Origin of the sequence: Paenibacillus sp. FSL K6-1330, from assembly GCF_037976825.1 — a bacterium.
Classification (GTDB): domain Bacteria; phylum Bacillota; class Bacilli; order Paenibacillales; family Paenibacillaceae; genus Paenibacillus_AQ.
Genome location: NZ_CP150269.1, coordinates 1,533,323 through 1,553,162 on the forward strand (window position 1 = coordinate 1,533,323; position 19,840 = coordinate 1,553,162).

19 protein-coding genes are annotated in these 19,840 nt (G+C 53.1%); 18 read left to right on the forward strand and 1 reads right to left on the reverse strand.

What is annotated here, in order from left to right:
- The first annotated feature begins 48 nt into the window (after window positions 1-48).
- The 5 genes from NYE54_RS06680 to NYE54_RS06700 all read left to right on the forward strand — a co-directional run bounded on the left by NYE54_RS06680 (window position 49) and on the right by NYE54_RS06700 (window position 5,016).
- Window positions 49-1,542 carry an ABC transporter ATP-binding protein gene (locus NYE54_RS06680; RefSeq protein WP_339270975.1) on the forward strand — a complete coding sequence of 498 codons (1,494 nt, stop codon included), beginning with the start codon at window positions 49-51 and terminating at the stop codon, window positions 1,540-1,542.
- Window positions 1,542-2,609: an ABC transporter permease gene (locus tag NYE54_RS06685; RefSeq protein ID WP_076322825.1), complete on the forward strand. Its 1,068-nt coding sequence runs from the start codon at window positions 1,542-1,544 to the stop codon at window positions 2,607-2,609. The genes NYE54_RS06680 and NYE54_RS06685 overlap by 1 nt, the downstream gene beginning before the upstream one ends.
- Window positions 2,593-3,516 (forward strand): ABC transporter permease, encoded by a 924-nt coding sequence (locus NYE54_RS06690; RefSeq protein WP_098742272.1) that lies wholly within the window; start codon window positions 2,593-2,595, stop codon window positions 3,514-3,516. The genes NYE54_RS06685 and NYE54_RS06690 overlap by 17 nt, the downstream gene beginning before the upstream one ends.
- A 92-nt stretch (window positions 3,517-3,608) precedes the next feature.
- Window positions 3,609-4,283 (forward strand): sulfite oxidase-like oxidoreductase, encoded by a 675-nt coding sequence (locus NYE54_RS06695; protein WP_076322827.1) that lies wholly within the window; start codon window positions 3,609-3,611, stop codon window positions 4,281-4,283.
- Between the two features lies 1 nt (window position 4,284).
- Window positions 4,285-5,016, forward strand: coding sequence for a nucleoside phosphorylase (locus NYE54_RS06700; RefSeq protein ID WP_339273406.1), 732 nt, complete (start codon window positions 4,285-4,287; stop codon window positions 5,014-5,016).
- Window positions 5,017-5,140: 124 nt separating this feature from the next.
- Here the strand turns inward: NYE54_RS06700 and NYE54_RS06705 are convergent, their stop codons facing one another.
- Complete coding sequence (locus tag NYE54_RS06705) at window positions 5,141-5,611, reverse strand: DinB family protein (protein WP_339270978.1); 471 nt, start codon at window positions 5,609-5,611, stop codon at window positions 5,141-5,143.
- A 244-nt stretch (window positions 5,612-5,855) separates the two neighbouring features.
- Here NYE54_RS06705 and NYE54_RS06710 point away from each other — a divergent pair, with 244 nt between their 5' ends.
- From NYE54_RS06710 to NYE54_RS06770, 13 genes are all read left to right on the forward strand, one after another.
- Window positions 5,856-6,374, forward strand: a complete 519-nt coding sequence (locus tag NYE54_RS06710; RefSeq protein ID WP_113060294.1) for a TetR/AcrR family transcriptional regulator — start codon at window positions 5,856-5,858, stop codon at window positions 6,372-6,374.
- Window positions 6,375-6,504: 130 nt separating this feature from the next.
- Window positions 6,505-7,500 carry an NAD-dependent epimerase/dehydratase family protein gene (locus NYE54_RS06715; protein WP_339270980.1) on the forward strand — a complete coding sequence of 332 codons (996 nt, stop codon included), beginning with the start codon at window positions 6,505-6,507 and terminating at the stop codon, window positions 7,498-7,500.
- 210 nt (window positions 7,501-7,710) lie between these two features.
- Window positions 7,711-8,178: an RNA polymerase sigma factor gene (locus NYE54_RS06720; protein WP_339270982.1), complete on the forward strand. Its 468-nt coding sequence runs from the start codon at window positions 7,711-7,713 to the stop codon at window positions 8,176-8,178.
- Window positions 8,175-9,383, forward strand: a complete 1,209-nt coding sequence (locus tag NYE54_RS06725; RefSeq protein WP_339270984.1) for a hypothetical protein — start codon at window positions 8,175-8,177, stop codon at window positions 9,381-9,383. Before NYE54_RS06720 ends, NYE54_RS06725 begins: the two co-directional genes overlap by 4 nt.
- 21 nt (window positions 9,384-9,404) lie before the next feature.
- On the forward strand, window positions 9,405-9,602 hold the full coding sequence (locus NYE54_RS06730) for a hypothetical protein (RefSeq protein ID WP_076322834.1): 198 nt from the start codon (window positions 9,405-9,407) through the stop codon (window positions 9,600-9,602).
- Between the two features lie 168 nt (window positions 9,603-9,770).
- Window positions 9,771-10,388: a TetR/AcrR family transcriptional regulator gene (locus tag NYE54_RS06735; protein ID WP_339270986.1), complete on the forward strand. Its 618-nt coding sequence runs from the start codon at window positions 9,771-9,773 to the stop codon at window positions 10,386-10,388.
- Window positions 10,363-11,055 carry a DUF308 domain-containing protein gene (locus NYE54_RS06740; protein WP_339270988.1) on the forward strand — a complete coding sequence of 231 codons (693 nt, stop codon included), beginning with the start codon at window positions 10,363-10,365 and terminating at the stop codon, window positions 11,053-11,055. The genes NYE54_RS06735 and NYE54_RS06740 overlap by 26 nt, the downstream gene beginning before the upstream one ends.
- A 278-nt stretch (window positions 11,056-11,333) precedes the next feature.
- Entirely contained in the window at window positions 11,334-13,040 is a 1,707-nt protein-coding gene (locus NYE54_RS06745; protein ID WP_339270990.1) for a trehalase family glycosidase, read from the forward strand.
- Between the two features lie 616 nt (window positions 13,041-13,656).
- Entirely contained in the window at window positions 13,657-15,402 is a 1,746-nt protein-coding gene (locus NYE54_RS06750; RefSeq protein WP_339270992.1) for a sensor histidine kinase, read from the forward strand.
- On the forward strand, window positions 15,380-16,555 hold the full coding sequence (locus NYE54_RS06755) for a response regulator (RefSeq protein ID WP_339270994.1): 1,176 nt from the start codon (window positions 15,380-15,382) through the stop codon (window positions 16,553-16,555). The genes NYE54_RS06750 and NYE54_RS06755 overlap by 23 nt, the downstream gene beginning before the upstream one ends.
- A gap of 141 nt (window positions 16,556-16,696) precedes the next feature.
- Complete coding sequence (locus tag NYE54_RS06760) at window positions 16,697-17,974, forward strand: sugar ABC transporter substrate-binding protein (protein WP_339270996.1); 1,278 nt, start codon at window positions 16,697-16,699, stop codon at window positions 17,972-17,974.
- A gap of 23 nt (window positions 17,975-17,997) precedes the next feature.
- Window positions 17,998-19,005: a sugar ABC transporter permease gene (locus NYE54_RS06765; RefSeq protein WP_339270997.1), complete on the forward strand. Its 1,008-nt coding sequence runs from the start codon at window positions 17,998-18,000 to the stop codon at window positions 19,003-19,005.
- Entirely contained in the window at window positions 19,002-19,814 is an 813-nt protein-coding gene (locus tag NYE54_RS06770) for a carbohydrate ABC transporter permease (RefSeq protein ID WP_053489640.1), read from the forward strand. Before NYE54_RS06765 ends, NYE54_RS06770 begins: the two co-directional genes overlap by 4 nt.
- Window positions 19,815-19,840: the final 26 nt, after the last annotated feature.

Consider the following 19,840-nt stretch of genomic DNA (forward strand, 5'->3'; position numbering starts at 1 on the left):
CATGAGCAGTCGGTCTTTCATTCAGAAGCGAAAGGAAGGCATGACTCGATGCTACTCCAGATGGACAATATTACGAAAAAGTATGGCGAGTTTAGCGCAAACCGCGGCATTGATTTTTCGCTGCGTGCGGGTGAAGTTCATGCGATCGTCGGGGAGAATGGTGCAGGCAAAACAACGCTGATGCGGATATTGTACGGGATGGAGCAGCCAACCTCGGGTACGATTCGGCTGAATGGCAAGGAAGTTTCGTTTGCAAGCCCGGAGGGCGCGATTCAGGGCGGCATCGGTATGGTGCACCAGCACTTCATGCTGTTTCCTACGTTTACAATCGCTGAGAATATCGTGATCGGCAATGAACCGGGATCAGGTGCCAGGTTTGACCGCAAGCAAGCCGTGAAGATTGTTGAGGGGCTTTGTGATCAATACGGAATGAAGGTGGATCCCCGCGCAATCGTAAGCAGCAGCGCGCCTGGCGTGCAGCAGCGAGTTGAAATCTTGAAGGTGCTGTATCAGGGCGCCGAAATCATTATATTGGATGAGCCAACTGGCGTGCTGACGCCGCTCGAGGTGCAGGAGCTCCTGGATGCCATTAAACAGCTCTCCAAACAGGGAAAGAGCTTTATTCTGATAAGTCATAAATTGAACGAGGTTCTTGACGTGGCCGATCGCATCACGGTGCTCCGTGACGGTGCCGTCACGGGCGTGGTGGAGAAGGGAAATACCGATGCCCATCAGCTTTCCCGTCTCATGGTCGGCCGCGAACTGATAGAACTAGATCGCAAGCCGATCACGCCGGGTGAGAAGGTGCTGGAAGTATCAGACGTTTCGATCCGCGGAACGAAAGGAAAGCCGGTTCTGGACGAAGTGAATGTTGAAGTCCGTGCGGGCGAAGTTGTCGGGATTGCCGGTATTTCCGGCAACGGGCAGTCCGAGCTGCTTCAGGTAATTTCCGGTCTGGCTCAGCCGGACAGCGGCCGGATTGCCGTTTCGGGCAAGGACGTAACCGGCATGTCGACAAGGGAGATACGGGAGCACGGATTAGCCCATATTCCGGAGGATCGCTATGTATGGGGTGCTAATCGAACGGCAACCGTGATGGATACCGGGCTTATGGGGCACCACCGCCGCTTGCAGAAGGGCGGCTTCCTTAATCTGAAGGACATTCGTTCGTTAGTTTCCGGATGGGTTCAGAAGTTCTCGATCAAGACGGGCTCCCTGGAGACCAGCACGCAATATTTATCCGGCGGCAATCTGCAGAAGCTGATCGTCGCACGGGAACTGGAACAGGGAACCCCGTTCCTGATCGCTGCCGAACCGACGCGCGGCGTCGACATCGGAGCCATGGAGACGATCCACGGCGAGCTGCTTAAGCGGCGTGAAGAGGGGACGGGAATTCTGTTGGTATCCTCGGAATTAACAGAAATTTTGAAGCTGTCCGACCGGGTTCTGGTTATGTTTGAAGGCCGGATCGCGGGCGAGCTGTCGGCGAAGGAAGCGACAGAAGAGAAGTTGGGACTGCTGATGGCGGGAGGAGCCTTGTAATGAATAAATGGACAAAATTTACGCTTCCGCTGCTCCAGCCGATTGCCGCCATCATTGTTGGGCTGCTTGCCGGAGCCATCGCGATCATGATTGCCGGCGGCGATATCCTGCAGACTTACGCGGAGATGTGGAAGGGTGCCTTCGGCGGCATGTATTTCTTTACGAATACGCTGTCCCGGGCGACCCCGATTATTCTGATTGGTCTGGGCGCGGCGTTTGCATTCCGCGCAGGTTTCTTTAACCTTGGTGCCGAAGGTCAGATGGTGTTTGGCGCGCTTTCTGCCGCATTGGTCGGATTGTACATGCCGGGCCCGGGCTGGCTGGTGTGTATCGTTGCCATTCTTGCCGGTGTGATCGCAGGCGGATTATGGTCGGTGATGGCCGGATATTTTGATGCCCGGTTTCGGGTTAACCTGCTGATCTCCACGCTGCTGCTGAACTATGTGGCCGTGTTGTTTGCGGGTTATCTGGTCGCCTATCCGCTGAAGGACCGCTCGGGTTCAGCTGCGATGGCGCAATCTGAAATGCTCGATAACAGCGTCTGGCTGCCGAAGCTAATCTCCGGTATGCCGCTGCATGTAGGCTTTGTGCTCGCGGTGCTGGCCGCGTTGATTATATTTGTACTGTTGAAGCGCTCCGTGATCGGTTACGAGGTACGGATGCTTGGCGGCAATCCGCTGTTTGCCCTGTTTGGCGGCGTTAAGCGCGGACCGATGATGCTTGGCGCCATGTTCTTCAGCGGCGGCTTGGCCGGTCTTGGTGGCGCCGTTGAAATTCTGGGCTCTCAGTATCGCTATATTGATGGTGCATTATCTACGGCCGACTATGCCTGGACGGGCATTATGGCTGCATTGTTGGCAGGATCGCATCCGATCGGCACGCTGATTGCCTCGATCTTTTTGGCCGCGCTGCAGACAGGCGGTATGGGCGTGGAACGGAATACGGAAGTGCCGCTTGAGGTAGGAGCGATTATCCAAGCCGTGCTGATTCTGTTTATCTCCGCCCGATTCACTTACAGCTTCCTGAAGCGCAGAAAGGGGAACAAATCCGATGGAACAGCTGTTTGATCTTGCCTTAATCAACTCGGCCCTCCGGGTGCTCACTCCGATCTTGCTTGCGGCCCTCGGCGGTGCCCTGTGTTCGCGCGTCGGACTGTTCAACGTCGGTTTGGAAGGCTTTATGCTGCTTGGGGCTTTTTCCGCCGTGGTGGGGAACCACTTCTTCGGCAACGTCTTTTATGCGATTTTGTTCGCGATTGTGATCGTTTCGATATTCTCTTTTATATTTGCTTATCTCAGCATCAATCTGCAGGCGAACGTCATCGTGGTCGGTATCGCGATGAATGCGTTGGCGGCTGGATTGACCACATTTAGTTTACGGGCTATTTTTGATGTAAAAGGTGCATTTTATGACAATACGATGGTTGGGCTGCCGAAATGGAACATTCCGATTATCGAGGATATTCCGGTGATCGGTCCGATACTGGCGGGTTTGACGCCGCTTGTCTATCTGTCGTTTTTGATTGCGGGCCTCATGTGGTATTATTTCTATCGCACGAAGAGCGGCTTCCGGTTCCTGGCTGCCGGTGAGAATCCGCTCGCTGCCAAAAGCGTAGGAATCCGTGTAAGACGGTATCAGTATGGAGCCGTGCTGGCGAGCGGTGTGTTGTGTGCCCTTGCCGGTGCGCAGCTGTCGCTTGGCCAGGTGACGATGTTTACGGAAGGCATGACGGCTGGACGCGGCTTTATTGCGCTCGTAGCTACAATGCTGGGCCAATCGGGTCCGCTTGGAGTAACGGCCGCAAGCCTGCTGTTTGGCTTTATGGATGCGCTCAGCATAAGGTTCCAGGGACTGGCGCTGCCTACGCATTTCACGCAGATGCTGCCTTATGTCGTCACGATTCTGGCGATGTTCTTCTTTAAGGACAAAAGCTTCCAGCAGGATGCACTGAAGCAGGGCTCAAGCTCCAGATAGGTGCGCATGCTGCGCCGTGACAACAAGAGAATTCGCCATCTTAGACGATCAGCGGATGCGAAAGCCGACAAAGCGTAAAGGAGATGAACTTGGTGCACAAAAAAGCAGAGCGATTGAAAAAAATGAAGCCGGTGGCGGTGGGCAACCTGACCGAGGAGCAGCGTGCCAAGCTGCCGCCGGGGCAGACGCTGACCGAGAAATTCCCTATTTTGCACGAAGGGGAGGTTCCTCATTACGACATGTCGGAGTGGACGCTCAAGGTATTCGGCGAAGTCGAAGAGGAGCGGACGTTTTCTTATGAAGATATCATGGGGCTGCCAACGGTGACCGTGAATACCGATATTCACTGTGTCACCCGCTGGTCCAAATTCGATACGGTTTGGGAGGGAGTCCTGTTCCGGGATTTCCTGGCGGGGCTGAAGATCAAGCCGGATGCCAAATACGTCATGTTTCATGCCGATCCGGATTATGATACGAATGTACCTATCGAGGATCTGCTCAAGGACGATGTGCTGCTGGCCTATCGCTTTAACGGCGAGCCGCTGACGGACAAGCATGGCTGGCCGCTGCGCACGGTTGTGCCGCATCGCTACTTCTGGAAGAGCGCCAAATGGCTGCGCGGCATTGAGTTTATGAAGGAAGACCGCCCAGGCTTCTGGGAACGCAACGGTTTCCACAATGAAGCGGACCCGTTCAAGGAAGAACGGTTTAGCGGCGAGGCACTGGATATACCTGAAGACGAATGGACACATAAGGAGTTTGACTAATATGTTGATGCCTATTTTGCAAGTGAACTCAGAGGATATACCTGAATTTGTGATTGTCTGCGGCGATCCGAAGCGTGCGGAGACCATTTCCCGCAAGCTTACAAACGCGCGCGAACTCGCGTTCAGCCGGGAATACCGCACCTTCGTGGGGACGTATGAAGGCGTCGAGCTTGCGGTAACCAGCCACGGCGTTGGTTGTCCGGGAGCTGCGGTTTGTTTCGAGGAGCTGATCCGCGCGGGGGCGAAGACCCTGATTCGCGTGGGCACGGCCGGATCGTATCGGGCGGATACCCCTGCGGGAAGCCTTGTTGTCAGCACGGCGGCGATCCGTACGGATGGCCTGACGAAACAGCTGGTGCCAGACGGCTTTCCGGCAGTTGCGGACAGCCAGGTAGCGGAAGCGCTGTACGAATCCGCCCTTGCGATCGGTGAGGGCGTGGTGCGTAAGGGGATTACTGTAACCCTGGACGTGTTCTTTAACGGCGTTGAAGAAGTACCGCACCAAAAGTACAAAGCAGCGGGAGCGCTTGGCGTAGAGATGGAAATTGCGGCGCTGTACGTCGTTGCGTCGATCCGCGGCGTTCGCGCCGGTGCGATTGTAGCAATGGACGGCTTTGCCGACGCTGATCTCGCGGCCGAGTACGACCCGAACACGAATGTGGTCGCCGACGCGGTGGAACGCGAGATTAACACGGCCTTGCAGGCTGTGGTGAAACTGGCGAAGCAGGGTTAGTAAGGGCAAGCAAGCCGGATTACCTGAGAGCAAGCTGCAGGAAATCCGGCTTTTTTGTTTTGAGTATGATGAATCTGGGGGGAGCATTAGAGATTTGCAGCAGCAACTCCAGCAGTACCTATCGTTACCGCTTTGGCGGCTGGACCGTGAAGAAGGGAACCTTTTCGATTCCGACAGCCCGCACGTAAGTGAATAATTGCCCTTTATGGTGGATTTCGTGATCGACCATGTTGCCCAGCCACACTTTTCCTGGGACAACGAACCCGTTAAAGTCCAGCGGCTGCTCCAGCAGGAAGTCGGACAATTCATTAAAAACCGCCGTAGACGATTCGGTCGAAGCCTGCACGATATTTCGAATGTCATCGATGGTTTCGTACTTGGTGGAAATCGAAGGCGGAGAGAACGAGCCTTTTGCAATGGAGCGCAGGAACATATCCGAGGACGCCGCAATATGAACAGCTAATGCACCCAAGGTATAGGCGTTCTCCCACGGTTTATAATCCAAATGCTCGCTCTTTACGTCCTGCAGCAGTTGCAACAAGACCGTACGGTGTCTATGCCATCGTTCGAATTGCTGTTGACCTTCATGACTCATGATTCTTCCTCCTTGATCGATTGCAGAATAAAGTGTTTAAATATACGCCCGCCTTATACACGGTTCATAAAACAGTTCGATAAGTAATAGCGGATTCCTTCCCGATCGCAAGTTATAGCCAGATGTTGTATTTGATCATTTTGGAAAAAGCAGTTGCAAAAAGAAAGGAGGCCGTATATACTAAGTTCAATTAGTGATTGGTCAATCAATAATAAAACGATATGAGTGAAGGAGGGTGGTAGAAATGGCTAGAGCGTCAACCTCTGCGAATCGGCGGAATGATATCGTGGCGGCAGCCATCGAAGTGTTTGCAGAGATCGGATATTATCGCGCGACCACGGCTCAAGTTGCCGAACGGGCAGCGATATCCCAGCCTTACGTCTACCGGTTCTTTACCAAGGAGTCACTGCTCGTGGAATCGCTGGCTGTTTCCTGGGAGCGCATCGTGAAGGCATTTCAAGCGGTGATCGAATCCGCTTCTCCAGAGAATCTGGAGTTGGGTTTGATTCAGGCCTACGAAGGGATTGTGCAGTCGCATCGCAGTGAGATCCTGCTCCAGATGCAGGCACAGACGATTCAGGAAGCGCCGATCCGCGAAGCGATGCAGCAGGGAATGAATGAGGTGAAGGATCTCGTGGAGAATGCCTTTGTGCGGGCGGGGTTTGAGGATGCCGATAAGAAAACCTCCGATTTTCTGGCCCGGGGCATGCTGTGCAATGTAGCCATGGCGATGGATATGCCGAATATGATGCCTATAAGATAGATCATGTCCAGGCGCGTTTTGTGCCACACCGCGTACCGCATGGGTAGTGCGCGGTGGAAGAAGGGCATTTTTTTAAAAGAAATTGTAATTGATCAATCAATAACGATATGAGATAAGGGAGAGATTGATGATGAAAAAAGCGATTGTTTTGGGTGCAACAGGTGGGGTAGGAGCTCCATTAACCGTGGAGCTGGTAAAGCGTGGGGTCCAAACGGTGGCCTTCGGCCGCTCCTCGACGAAGCTGAATGAGCTGGCGGAGCAGTTGGACCATTCTCCTCTGCTTACGCTGGAAATTGGAGATGCGTTTAAACCCGAGGATATTCTAAGAGCCGGGGAAGGAGCTGACGTTATTTTTCACAGTGCCAACATTCCCTATCACGAGATGGAGTCCAGGCTGCTGCCGCTGGGTGAATCGGTCATGACAGCAGCAGAGAAGCTGGGTGCAAAGGTTGTTGTCGTTGATGGAATCTATCCTTATGGTAGACGATTAATGGAAAAGGCGACGGAGGATCATCCCAAAAAACCGCATACCCGCAAGGGCAAAGTGAGATTGGCCTACGAGCAATTGTTATTCTCGTCGTGCTGGCATAAGGCAAAGCCTCTTATCGTACGGCTTCCCGATTATTACGGTCCCTCTGCGCAGGCATCTTACCTATCGGTAACGATGGAAGCCATTGCGGCAGGCAAACCGACCGCTTTCATCGGCAATATGAGCGTTCCCCGCGAGTACGTCTATTTGCCCGATGCCGCCCGGATGATTGTGGAGATTGCAACAAGGGAGGAGTCCTATGGGCAGAACTGGCATATCCCCGGACCCGGCGTTATTTCAGGTCATGAGCTGGTGCGGATTGCGCAGCAGGCTGCCGGAAAGCGCAAGACTGTGATGCCGCTGGGACGAATTGGGCTATCTTTGATTGGATTATTCAATCCGGTGATGAAAGAGGTGGTTGAGATGCTGTATTTGACCGAGGAGCCTCTGGTGCTGAGCGGTGAAAAATATGAACGCTTGATAGGGCCGATTCAATGGACGCCCCATGAGCAGGCAATTACGGCAACGATGAGGAGTTTAATGGGCAAAGGTGCTCGAGAAGCTGAAGACGCAAAGGGTAGTGCAGCCATGATATAACGATACATTACAGATGTTTTTTACGAAAAGTAGTAATTGATCAATCAATAATATTGATTGGGATTAAATAGAGGCAGACACGCTGACTGCGTAGACGGTTGGCGTGTTTTTTTTATGGGCTCGAAAAAAATTTCGAGAATATCCATCAGTTTCATTTGCCCAAACGTTATATTAACAGAAAAGACAAAACGAAAAGTGAGAGGTTGGCTAATGGAAGTATGTGATCTCTATGAAAATCTGAAGGAGGATGTCCGGCGTTATGCCAGATCCATTGCCAAGCATGCTTATGAAGCGGATGATCTGGTCCAGGATGCCTTTATGAAGGCCATCAAGGAGCCGAATCTGGCAGCTCTGCCCCTTCACAAGCAAAAGGCCTGGTTCTTCAGAGTCGTCAAAAATCGCATGATCGATATTAGCCGCCGGGAGAAGCGGCTCGTATCGTGGGAGGATGATCTGGACGTCGCAGAGCTCCCCGTTTCAAGCCGCAATATTGAAATGACGGAATGGCTCGCCCGTTTGCCGCAATCGCAAAGCGATATCGTGTTTAAGCGCTTTTGGCTCGGGATGTCCAGCCAGGAAATCGGTGAGCAACTGGGCATGCCGGCAGCCACGGTTCGGTACAAATTGCAAACCGCCATCAAAAAATTGAGAAAACTATGGGAGGAAGATATGAAATGAGCAGAATAATCGAGAATGTAGGGATGTTGGATCTTACGCAGGCAACGGAGGAAACCGTAACAAGCATCGAACGGATCGGAAACGTGGGACTTGTAATCTACCGGGCAGAGACGGCACATCTGCTCACGCTGTTGAAAAATGCAGGCAATATCGGCAAGACGCTTGAAATTCCGGAGGGGCACCGTTATTACAGCGGTACGCTGCGATTGGACGAGGAATATTTTCAGCTTCTGGAGCAGCCGGACCGCGTGTTCGTTAACGGCACGGTCATTATCGATAAAGAAGTATCTCTTGAAGTATTCCAGAACGGTACGCTGCACCTGGTGGTCAACGGCCAGGTCTATGCTCCCCGGCATCTGGCCGGAGCTGTTACCGCTGCGTTGATCAAAGCGGGGGGAGCCAGCGCGGAAATACACGCGTATCAATACGAGCCCAGGTTCGAGTCCGGGAAGGTTCAATTGAATAATGCGTATCTGGCCTCCAGCAACGAGCCCATGGAGCTGGTGTTGAACGGCATAGTTCAACTGGATAAGGAACTGGATATGGAGCAGTTCACGGCCCGAATTGAAAGTATCCGCGTTAACGGCAAGGCGGTTATTCATGAACATCAATCTCCTTATTTCTACGAAAAATTGAAAACGATAAACGGCTTGGTCGAGGTGATCCCGGCAGGCTTCGAATATGTAACCAAACCCGTAAGGCTAAACGCGAGAACCGCTCGGCGCTTTAAAGACCATAAGCTCTACACGAATAAGCCGCTCATTCTCGAGGCGGACGTGACCCGGGATGCCTTCAGCCAGGCCTTGTCAGAGATACAGTCGACTTCGTTCATCATTTGCAGCGAGGAGATCGAGGATTTGGTTTGGGAGCGCTGTCCCAACCTGAACACGGAAATCGTAAGTTATGAGCGGCTCTTTGTTTTCATCAACGGCGAGGAGACCTGGTCGAGGGATCAACTGCTGGCTTTGGGGCAGCCGGCTAGCTTTATCGTTGACGGGACGCTGACCTTTGACGATGACGTGACTGAGGAAGACATTAAGGCTTCGCTGTCCTCCCTGGATCTTTTCGGCGAAGTCGTTGTAGGGGAAAAAAGAATTAAAGGCATTTTGTACCCTTACCTTCGAGTAAACAATGGAAGTATCATAGTGAAGGGGACGGAAGAGGCGCTTGCAGGTATTGGTAATGTCGGAATGTTGTCGCTATAAAAAGAAATGAGGAATGAAACCATGAATATCAATAATGAAGATATTGCCAAACAGCATGTTCGCGATCTCCGTCAGGAATTGGAACGATGCAGGATGGCAACGAAATTGCGATCTAAACGCAATCAAGCGGCCAACACCGCAACGACTGCACGTACAGTCGATGGAAAGTGGAAGTCGCTGCTTAATACCATCATCATGATGGGAAGAAGAATGCTCTAATCGGTTGAGCCGGTTATGGCACCAAACGAATCTATACGAATCGTCGATGCGATAAGCGTCGGCGATTTTTTTATTTTTAACTACCGATAGTTAAAAAATATTGACACTTCCCATTCTTAGATTTAAAATTCTACCTATCGGTAGTTAAAAAAGGAGTGGGATCATACGTTGAAAAAGAAAGACTTAACCTCGCAGCAGATCGTTGAGGCCGCCATCGGATTGTTTGCGGTTCATGGCATCGAGAAGACCAGCCTTGCGATGATTGCCGGCGAGGTGGGTATTACGAAACCGTCGATCTACTACCATTTTGCATCCAAGGATGAACTGGTGGAGCGCGTCTTTGATTATATGTTCAGCGATTATCATTTCGATCATTATTTCTCCCTGACCGAAATGAACGAGCACAACTTCGCGGAGAAGCTGTACCAAGGGGGATTGCGCATGTTTCCGGAGGAGGAAGAGGCTTTTGTGCCGGTCATGCGCCTATTGAATGAGTTCATGCTGACCACAAACCGGAGTGCCAATTACGGCCAGCGGGTGATAGCTATGCAGCAATCGTTCCTGGACGGCTTTCGGGAACTGATGCGGTTAGGAGCAGACTTCGGGATCATTGAGCGGCAGAATGCAGATTCCAAAGCGTATGTTCTGGCACTGGTCATTGATAATGTCACGAGTTATATCATGATGGATATTCGATTGGATTACCAAGCGATATGGAGGGAAGCGGTGAACAGTACCCTCAGGAAAGGGGCGGATATACTTGAATCACGGGATGGAATACAGTGACCTTGGATTATCCTCTTCTGACCGGATCCTGATTTGGGCGGTACCGCCGTTATTAGGCGCGGTTGTCGGCTGGTTTATACCTGCAATCGCGGATTGGGCAACGGGCCTCGCCTGGGTGCCTTTTCAAGGACCGCTGGAGTTAATCGCATCTATACAAGGACCTTGGGTCGTCATCGTAACCGCTATTCTGGGCTTGCTTGCGGGCATGGTACTCTCCCATATTGCCATTAAAGAAAGCCTTGCCGTTCGTCTGTCGGATCAAGAGATCAGACTCCGCATGCATGATGCCGAACAAACGTTTACGAGAGACGAGGTTTCTGCGGTCTTTCTGGATGGCAAGCAGTTGGTCCTGCTGGGCACTGAGGGGCAGGAACTCTACCGGGAGAAACCCGAAGCCAAGCGGGATGCCTTAGCCGAAGCCTTCAAGCGGCACGGTTACTCCTGGAGAGACCGCGATCCGTTCGCCGATCATTATGTCCGATGGGTTGCCGATTCGCCGGAACTGACGCCCAGCCTGAACGCGCTCTTCCTGGCACGGAAGAAGGCGATGGAGAACGAGGATAAAGAAGATGCAGCCGATCTGCGCCGGGAACTATCGAAGCTGGGAATTACGGTACGGGATGACGGAAAAAGACAGTATTGGCGGCAGCACGGCCGCCGGCCCTAACGGCCTTAGGAAGCAGTCGTAATTGTCCCGATCATACGCTACACACACTCATCACGCCACCGCCGATGCCGCGATCATCGGCGGTTTTTTAATGGATCTTCGCGTCACTGTCGTTTGCCATGACATTTATTCCCCCTCTCATCGAACAAAATGACACCTCACCCGCTTAGACGAGCCTGCAGCAAACAATATCCCTCTATCGGCAAGACATCCGGCAGTCCTCTCTTCCCATGAGAAGTCTTACAATGAAAGCGATACCTCAGCGAAGGAGATGTCTTATGAATTTTGATCTGAATATCGTACCTTTCAGCCGAAGAGAGTCCTTCTTGGCAATTTCCCTCCTGCCCGCGGCAAAGGACCGCAGACCAGGACTTTACCTGCGAACCGTCCGCGGAGGAGATGACAAGTTTGGCGAGGCGTTTCTGATAGAGCTGCTAAACCGGCAGAGCGAGCCGGTTCCGTTTGAACCTATGGCATCACCCGACAAAATCAGGCTAAAGGCCTCCGATTCGGAGGGTCATGCGGACATTTGTTTATCGGACTCCCGGACCGTCCGATTCCGCTCGGAAGGCTGCGGCATCCGGCTTACCTTTTTTCCAGCAGCGTATGATTACGCCTATGAGACCCATCCGGACAGCTGGGAGGTGAACAGCTTCACGCATGGCTGCCGCTTCATGCTGACCCGGCTTGCAGGCCAGATGGGCATGGAGGTCGAATGGAACGAGATCAAGAGCTCGCGGGTGACCGCCGACTTCTCCATGGACGCGTTAACCAATATAGCGGAATTTGCGGTAGAGGAGTTCATGACCGTCATGACCCCACGCAAGGAATGGGAGTCCTTCGACGAGGCGGTTCATAGCGTCCGGGAAGATTATGCCGCATGGCTGAACAACACCCTTACCGTCTCTGAGCGGTGGCAGGAAGCAAGGGAGCTCGCGGCCTATATTACCTGGTCCTGCGTGGTTCCGGCCGAAGGCTGTCTGACCCGCCCAGCCATGTATATGTCCAAGAATTGGATGACCAACATCTGGAGCTGGGACAACTGCTTTAACGCGATGGCCCTCGTGCGGCATCAGCCGGAGCTGGCCTGGGATCAGTTCATGATCTTTTTTGACCGGCAGGATGAGAGCGGCCTGATCCCTGACTTCGTGAACGATAAATACGAGCTTTGGAATTGCAACAAACCACCGATTCACGGCTGGACACTGGCCTGGATGATGCGTCGGACCGATTTCATTAAGGAGACCCAACTGCGCGAGGTCTATGGCCCGTTATCCAAATGGACGGAGTGGTGGTTCACGCACCGGGACCATGACGGCGACGGCATTCCCCAGTACAACCACGGCAACGATTCAGGCTGGGACAACAGCACGGCGTTTAATAACGGCATTCCCGTCGAGAGCCCTGATCTTGCCGCCTATCTCATTATTCAGATGGAGACGCTGGCCGAAATCGCAGGTTTGCTGGGCCTGACCGAGGAGTCGAGCCAATGGAGACAGAGAGCGGACGATACGCTGGAGCGTTTGATTCGACACTTCTGGAAGGATGGCCGGTTCACGGCCTGCCGCTCGGGAACGCATGAGGTATCCGAGGGAGACAGCTTGCTGCTGTTCGTTCCCATCCTGCTGGGAAGACGCCTTCCCGAGTTTATTCGCAAGGCTCTACTGGAAGGACTTCGGGATGAAAGCCGATTCCTGACAAGCAACGGCTGGGCTACCGAGAGCGTAAGCAGCCGCTATTATAAGGCGGACGGATATTGGCGCGGGCCGATCTGGGCTCCTTCCACGATGCTGCTGGTCGAAGGGGTAGCGGCAGCTGGGGATATGGAGCTGGCGACGGAGATTGCGCAGCGGTACTGCCGGATGGTCAGTCTCAGCGGCATGGCCGAGAATTTTGATGCCCTGACCGGAGCGGGGCTTCGTGATCGGGCGTTCACCTGGACCTCCAGCGTATTTTTGATTCTTGGACATGAATACACCCTATAAGTGCGTGTTCAAAAAGGTCGATTTTCAGCACCGAAGCTTATGCTTCCGATGTGCGTTTTTTCAAAACGCTTCAGTTGGATGAAGCTAGGGACGTCAGGAGCGGAGCTACACGTTTTCGCAGAAAACGCCTTCGAAAGCATCTGCTGTTTTGGGTACGTGAGCACCTGAAATGTTTCCGCAGGAAACATACTTCGGAAGCATCTGCTTAGTCCCGGCTGAATTCAAGATTCGATGCCGAGCTGCTTCCTGATTCGCTTCGTGTTAGATATAGAATTTATTCGTTATCAGCAGAGCTGATGAAATTCTATATCGCAAGAAAACCTACTTTTGAATCGCGGTCGCTCATCCTTGATTGGCCTCGATTGGTTTTCTTATCAAAAGCGGACTTTTTGAACAACCTCTATAACGATGACGGACAAATACTTCTTCCCGGGCTTTTGCCTTGTGGGGGAGGTGCTTTTTCCGTTTCCTCTCCGTTTCCAGTTGCCGCCTAATTACAAGCCCTTTGTTCGGGTTTATAATGAAAGCGGTATCACGGACGGGTTAGCAGTCCTGCCGCATGGCGAACGAGTGGACGAAAGTTTCACGATACGATACGACAACGGGGAGAGTAACCATGAATCTTCAGGGGATCAAAGATCGAGTGGGCCGGCTGTTCACCGGCACCTATCACAGTATACGAACGAAGCTGCTTACTTGTTTTTTAGTCGTCACCCTGATTCCGCTGTTCTCGCTTGGCGGACTTTCCTATTATCAATCCGCTAAAGTGATTAACTCCCAGTTCGGCAAATACGGCGATAATGCCGTAGCGCAGCTGGAGCAGCAGACCAGTTCGGCATTAGGGCGGATGAAGCAGACGGCGGAAACAATTTATTCCTATTTACTGGACCCGAGCCATTCGGGGATCGGAGCCGGGACGCCATCCACATACGGCGACATTATGGAGAAGAACGACTTCGAATCGTTATTGAAGTCTCTTCGGACGCAGCTGACAGCGGGAATTTATATCATTACGACCTCCGGCTATTACTATGGGGAGAACAATCTGGATGTGAATAAACTCGGCAATATCCCGATGTGGAGCACGAGGCCGAAGGCCTATGCCGGGACGTATTGGCTCGGTTTTTACAAACAGGATCATTCCATTAAGAGCAGTGATAGCGATAACGTGCCGGTCATCGGGCTCGCCGTACCGATCCACCACCCGGACAAGGCTCAGGACGGCAGCATCATCCTCATTGAGGAGAGTGCCGAGGAGCTGCTGCGCAGTTATGCCAAGTTCGAGGCCGACACGCACGCCCACCTGCTCATTACATCGCCGGACGGCACGATCGTGTATGAGACGGATGCTCCGTATACCCCCCATGACAACGATGTGACCTGGTCCCGGACTCTTGGCGTCAACCAATGGACCATGGAAGCCAGAGTTCCGGCCAAGGCTTTCTATCAATCCTCGGGCGTTATCCGGGCGAACACGATGGTTGTTGCCATCGTCTCCTGCTTGCTTGCTTTTGGCATTGCTTATCTGTTCTCCTCCCGGTTCACCTCACGAATTCGAACCTTGAAGGACTCGATGCAGAAGGTGAGCTTTGGCAAGCTGGATACCCGTACGCCAATCGAGGGCAGGGATGAACTGGGCAGTCTCGATATGAGTTTTAACCGGATGGTTACGGGCGTGCAGACACTGATTGGCGAAGTGGAGCAGAGCGAGCGGCTGAAAAAAGAGGCGGAGCTGCGCGCATTCCATTATCAGATCAACCCTCATCTGCTGTTCAATACACTCAACTCCATCCAGTGGAAAGCCAGGCTGCAAGGCGCGGAGGACATCCGTCAGATGCTGTATCATCTGACGATGGTGCTGGAGGGGAATTTGGATATCTCGCAGGAGCTGGTCACGTTGAACAGGGAGCTGCGCATGATCGGTCACTTTTTGAAAATCCAGGAGATCAGGTACGGCGAGGTGTTCCGTTATGAGCTGGATTGCGATGAGGCGTTTCTGCCTTATTTGATTCCACGGATGACGCTTCAGCCGCTGTTTGAAAACATTTTTTTCCATGCCTTCACCGATGGTCAGGGAGAGATACATGTCAAGGTCGAGGAGGATCATGACGAGCTGGTGCTTACGCTTCGCGATAACGGGGCCGGCATCAAGGAGGAGAAGCTCGCTCAGTTATTCTCGCCGGAGATGAAGCGGAAGGGACGCGGCGGGCTTGGCGTGCGGAACGCCGATCAGAAATTCAAGCTGCATTTTGGTCCGCTATACGGACTGAAGGTACATTCGATTAAGGGAGAAGGAACAACGATCACCATACGCTGGCCGAAAAAGGAGGAGTCTTTCAATGATGAAAGCAGGGTACTTTAAGGTGTTGATTGCCGATGATGAGAGCATTGTGCGTAAGGGACTCCGCTCCACGGTGCCGTGGGACCGATTCGGGATGGAGGTTGTGGCGGACAGCCCCAACGGTCAGGCGGCTTGGGAGGCGTTCCTGGAGTTTCGCCCGCAGGTCGTCATTACGGATATCGTCATGCCGGAGATGGATGGAATCGAGCTTTCGCGCAAGGTGAAGGAGGTCGCGCCGGAAACCCGAATCATTCTGCTCAGCTGCCACCGGGATTTCGAGTATGCCCAAGAGGGGATGCGGCTTGGCGCCTCGGGATATCTGCTGAAAACCGCCTTCGAGGACGAAGAACTCGAAGCGATGCTGGAAAAATTCCAGCGTGAGCTGTCCGATACGCCGTCCTACGCGCACGAGTTGGCAGAGCAGATTTCTGCTCACCTGTTTGCTTGGCTGAACGGTCATAGCGATCGATTCCCGGGAGAACTCCGGCAGCTCTGCAGCCGTGTGGGGCAGGGGGAGTGCAAGCCCATCTCCCTCTACCTGATCAAGACGGCGGGCTGCAGCAGCAATTGGGAGGGGCTGCTTCAGGAACAGGGCTCCGACGAGCCGGGTTTGCGCTGCAGCAAGCTGATTCACTACGGCGCGGACAGCTGCTATTGGGCCGTACCGGAGGAGTTTAAGGGAGCGGCGGACAGCTTGCTGGTGGAGATCAAGAGCCGGTGCGGGAAGCTCACATGGAATTCGCGGGAATGTCTTCACGATTCGGAGGATGTACAGGCAGCTTTTCAATCCTTGCATAAGGAAGCCGAGCTGGAACGGGTGTACGGTCTTAGCGGGGAGCAGTGGCCTGAGCCGATTCTGCACGCGGTCCATCTCCTGCATGAACATCCCGCGGACGAGTGGTCGGCAGCGGAGCTGGCCCAGAAGGTGGGGCTGAGCCGCAGCCATTTTTCGATCCTGTTTAAGAAAACGGTTGGCGACAGCTTCATCACATTCCAATATAAACGCAAGCTCCGCCTCGCCTATGGCCTGCTGCGCGAAACCTCCTTAACGATGCAGGAGATCGCCGAGAAGACCGGGCTTGGCGACAGCAAATATTTCAGCAAATGGTTCAAACGCTGCACAGGCCAGACGCCAAGCCAATACCGTGCCGAACAAAAAGGGGAATCATTGTAAACAAATGAACACCCGAGGACGAAAGTTCGAACAAAAATACGATCATCTGCGAATCAGCGCACGTTTTGAACCGCTTTCATCCGAGTTATGATGAAAGCGGTTCAATTCATATCAACTCAATACTTTAGGGGAGCTGACAATATGAAAAAGAAAATGTCATGGATCGCGTTGGTTTCGGTTATGACGTTAATGGCATCCTTGCTGGCCGCATGCGGCGGCAGCGGCGGGACCGGAGCATCGAAGGAGCCGGACGGCAATGCATCGGGCGCGGCGACAACGCTTCGCTTCGCTACCTGGGATACGGGTGATGCGCTGAAGATCGAGCAGGAGATCGCCAAGAAGTTCGAGGAATCGCATCCCGGCACGAAGGTTCAGGTGGAGGCTTATGCCGACGGATTCGATCAGAAGCTGGCCGCCGGTTTTGGCGCAGCCAATCCGCCGGACGTGATGTATATGTGGGATTTTCCGACGTATCACCAATCTCTGGAGCCGCTGGACGGCTACGCGTCCAAGGATGAGGATTTGAATATCGATGATTTTTACCAAGGATTGTTTAACTACGGCAAGATCGATAATCAGCTGTACGGAATCCCGGCGGGCTTTACGACCCGGGTGGTGTACTACAACAAGAAGATGTTCGACGATGCGGGCATCGCCTATCCGAGCGATGGATGGACATGGAGGGAATTCCAGGAGAATGCCCAGAAGCTGACGGATAAATCCAAGAAGCAGTATGGCTTCGGCGTACGAGCCGAGAACGATACGTATGACCTCCAAGGGTTCGTATGGAGCAACGGCGGTTCCTTCATTTCCGAGGACGGCACAACGATTGAAGGCTACATGAACAGCAAGGAAACGGCGGAAGCCATTCAGATGCTGGGCGATATGCTCAAGAACGGCTCAGCCGTCCTGACTGGAGGCAAAGGGCAGCAGAGCGGGGAGGATATTTTCAAAGCCGGCAAAATTGCCATGTGGGAGAGCGGTATCTGGCCTCTGGAATCCTTCAGGGAAGCTGGAATCGACGTGGGTACGGTGGAAATGCCAGCCTTCGAGGGCAAGCCTGTAAAGGGCGTATTGGCCGAATCCGCGCTGTCGATAGCGAAGGATTCCAAGAACAAGGATCTGGCTTGGGAGTTCATTAAGTTCTACGTATCGGACGAAGCGATCAAAATGCGCGTGGCCGACCTTCCGGTCCGGGTCAGCGTGGTGAACGAGCTGAAGAAGGATCAGGATCCGCTCTACAAGCCGTATTACACGATGCTGGAGCGTTCGGACAATACGCCGGCCTTCCTGCTGAATCCGAAATGGAACGAAGTGAACCGCCAGCTGTCGGCAGCTGTGGAATCCGTCATGTTTGGCAGCGATGCCCAGGAGGTTCTGAACCAAGCGGTGAAGGATAGCGAACGCTATTTGAAATAAACGAAGAAAGAAGGTTCGCGAATATGGCCCATACTGAAGTGCCTTACTCACAACAGCAGACAGCGGCCCCGAAGCGACTTGGACCAAAACGTTGGGGTGGGGCCGTGCCCTACCTCTTCATTTTTCCATGGATATTCGGTTTTCTGGTTTTCACGCTTGGTCCGCTGCTGTTTTCCCTCGTCATTTCGTTTTTTGATTGGCCGATCGTAGGCCAAGTGACTTTTGTCGGCATCGACAACTATGTGGAGATGTTCTCGAACGATCCGTTGTTCTGGAAATCGCTGATAGTTACGTTAAAGTTCGCGGCTTTGTTCGTTCCGCTGAACATCATCGTGGCTTTGGGACTCGCCATGCTGCTGAATCAAAAGGTGAGAGGGAGCGCGTTCTTCCGCACCGCCTTCTACCTGCCGTCGGTCATTTCCGGCGTTGCCCTCGCCATGATCTGGTCTTGGGTGTACAGCGGGGATTACGGGATCCTGAATTTTTTCTTATCGCTTGTCGGCATCGAAGGCCCGGACTGGCTGAACGATACGAAGTGGTCCCTGGTCGCCATGGTTATTGCAAGTCTGTGGGGACAGGGCTCGATGATGCTTATTTTTCTGGCGGGTCTCAAAGGCATTCCGAAGGACCTGTATGAGTCGGCCTCGATAGATGGAGCGGGTAAGATCAGGCAGTTCTTCAATGTGACCATCCCGATGATCACGCCGACCCTGCTGTTTAACCTGATTACGTCCATCATTGCGGCCTTCCAGCAATTGACGCTGGCGCTTCTGCTTACGGGCGGTGGCCCGCTGAAGTCGACGTTTTTCTATGCGATGTACATGTACGAGAATGCGTTCAAGTATTTCAAGATGGGTTATTCCGCAGCCAATGCCTGGTTCATGTTCCTGATCGTGCTGACGCTGACGTTCCTCGTGTTCAAGTCTTCGGAGGCCTGGGTGTTCTATGAGGGCGAGATGAAGAAGGAGAAGGCGAAGCCAAAGCGTAACAAAGCAGGCGTACCTGCCGGCAGAGAGGGGCGTTCCGCATGAAAAAAGTAATCACGTACACACTGCTCATCTTGTGCTCCCTGCTGTTCATTGCGCCGCTCTTCTGGGCGATCACGACAGCACTGAAGTCGCAGCAGGAGCTGTATCTGTTTCCTCCAAAATGGTTGCCTTCCGTGTGGAGATTCAGCAATTTCGCGGAAGCCTGGAGCATTCAGCCGTTTAACCTGTTTTTGAAAAATACGCTGATCGTGACGCTGCTGTCGACGCTCGGGCAGCTCATATCGTGCACGCTGGTGGCATACGGGTTCGCACGGTTTCAGTTCAAGGGACGGGATGCGCTATTTCTGATCGTGCTTGCCACCATGATGATTCCGTGGGAAGTGACCATGATTCCACAGTATATGGAGTTCAACTACCTGGGTTGGATCAATACGCTCAAACCGCTCATCGTACCGTCCTGGTTTGGTTCCGCCTACTTCATTTTTCTGCTGCGCCAGTTCATCATGACCTTGCCGAAGGAGCTGGATGAAGCGGCAACGATTGACGGGGCGGGCAAAATGACGGTTTTGCTGCGGATCATCGTGCCGCTGATGGGACCCTCGCTCATTCTGGTGGCCGTGTTCCATATGATGAGCTGCTGGAACGATTATCTGGGTCCGCTCATCTTCCTGAATGATCAGACGAAATATACGCTGACGCTGGGGTTATCCCAATTTAAGGGTATGCACGGCGTCGATATGCAATCCATTATGGCGATCACCTGCCTGATCTCGATCCCGCCGCTGGCCGTATTTTTCTTTGCGCAGCGTTATATCGTTGGCGGCATTGCCACGACGGGGATCAAGGGGTAAACGGTGCCAATGATAAGAGGCATCCA

Excerpts from the sequence above, each read along its gene's own strand:
- NYE54_RS06680 (WP_339270975.1), top strand. The coding sequence starts at position 49 with ATGCTACTCCAGATGGACAATATTACGAAAAAGTATGGCGAGTTTAGC.
- NYE54_RS06685 (WP_076322825.1), top strand. The coding sequence starts at position 1,542 with ATGAATAAATGGACAAAATTTACGCTTCCGCTGCTCCAGCCGATTGCC.
- NYE54_RS06690 (WP_098742272.1), top strand. The coding sequence starts at position 2,593 with ATGGAACAGCTGTTTGATCTTGCCTTAATCAACTCGGCCCTCCGGGTG.
- NYE54_RS06700 (WP_339273406.1), top strand. The coding sequence starts at position 4,285 with ATGTTGATGCCTATTTTGCAAGTGAACTCAGAGGATATACCTGAATTT.
- NYE54_RS06705 (WP_339270978.1), bottom strand. The coding sequence starts at position 5,611 with ATGAGTCATGAAGGTCAACAGCAATTCGAACGATGGCATAGACACCGT.
- NYE54_RS06710 (WP_113060294.1), top strand. The coding sequence starts at position 5,856 with ATGGCTAGAGCGTCAACCTCTGCGAATCGGCGGAATGATATCGTGGCG.
- NYE54_RS06715 (WP_339270980.1), top strand. The coding sequence starts at position 6,505 with ATGAAAAAAGCGATTGTTTTGGGTGCAACAGGTGGGGTAGGAGCTCCA.
- NYE54_RS06720 (WP_339270982.1), top strand. The coding sequence starts at position 7,711 with ATGGAAGTATGTGATCTCTATGAAAATCTGAAGGAGGATGTCCGGCGT.
- NYE54_RS06725 (WP_339270984.1), top strand. The coding sequence starts at position 8,175 with ATGAGCAGAATAATCGAGAATGTAGGGATGTTGGATCTTACGCAGGCA.
- NYE54_RS06730 (WP_076322834.1), top strand. The coding sequence starts at position 9,405 with ATGAATATCAATAATGAAGATATTGCCAAACAGCATGTTCGCGATCTC.
- NYE54_RS06745 (WP_339270990.1), top strand. The coding sequence starts at position 11,334 with ATGAATTTTGATCTGAATATCGTACCTTTCAGCCGAAGAGAGTCCTTC.
- NYE54_RS06750 (WP_339270992.1), top strand. The coding sequence starts at position 13,657 with ATGAATCTTCAGGGGATCAAAGATCGAGTGGGCCGGCTGTTCACCGGC.
- NYE54_RS06755 (WP_339270994.1), top strand. The coding sequence starts at position 15,380 with ATGATGAAAGCAGGGTACTTTAAGGTGTTGATTGCCGATGATGAGAGC.
- NYE54_RS06760 (WP_339270996.1), top strand. The coding sequence starts at position 16,697 with ATGAAAAAGAAAATGTCATGGATCGCGTTGGTTTCGGTTATGACGTTA.
- NYE54_RS06765 (WP_339270997.1), top strand. The coding sequence starts at position 17,998 with ATGGCCCATACTGAAGTGCCTTACTCACAACAGCAGACAGCGGCCCCG.
- NYE54_RS06770 (WP_053489640.1), top strand. The coding sequence starts at position 19,002 with ATGAAAAAAGTAATCACGTACACACTGCTCATCTTGTGCTCCCTGCTG.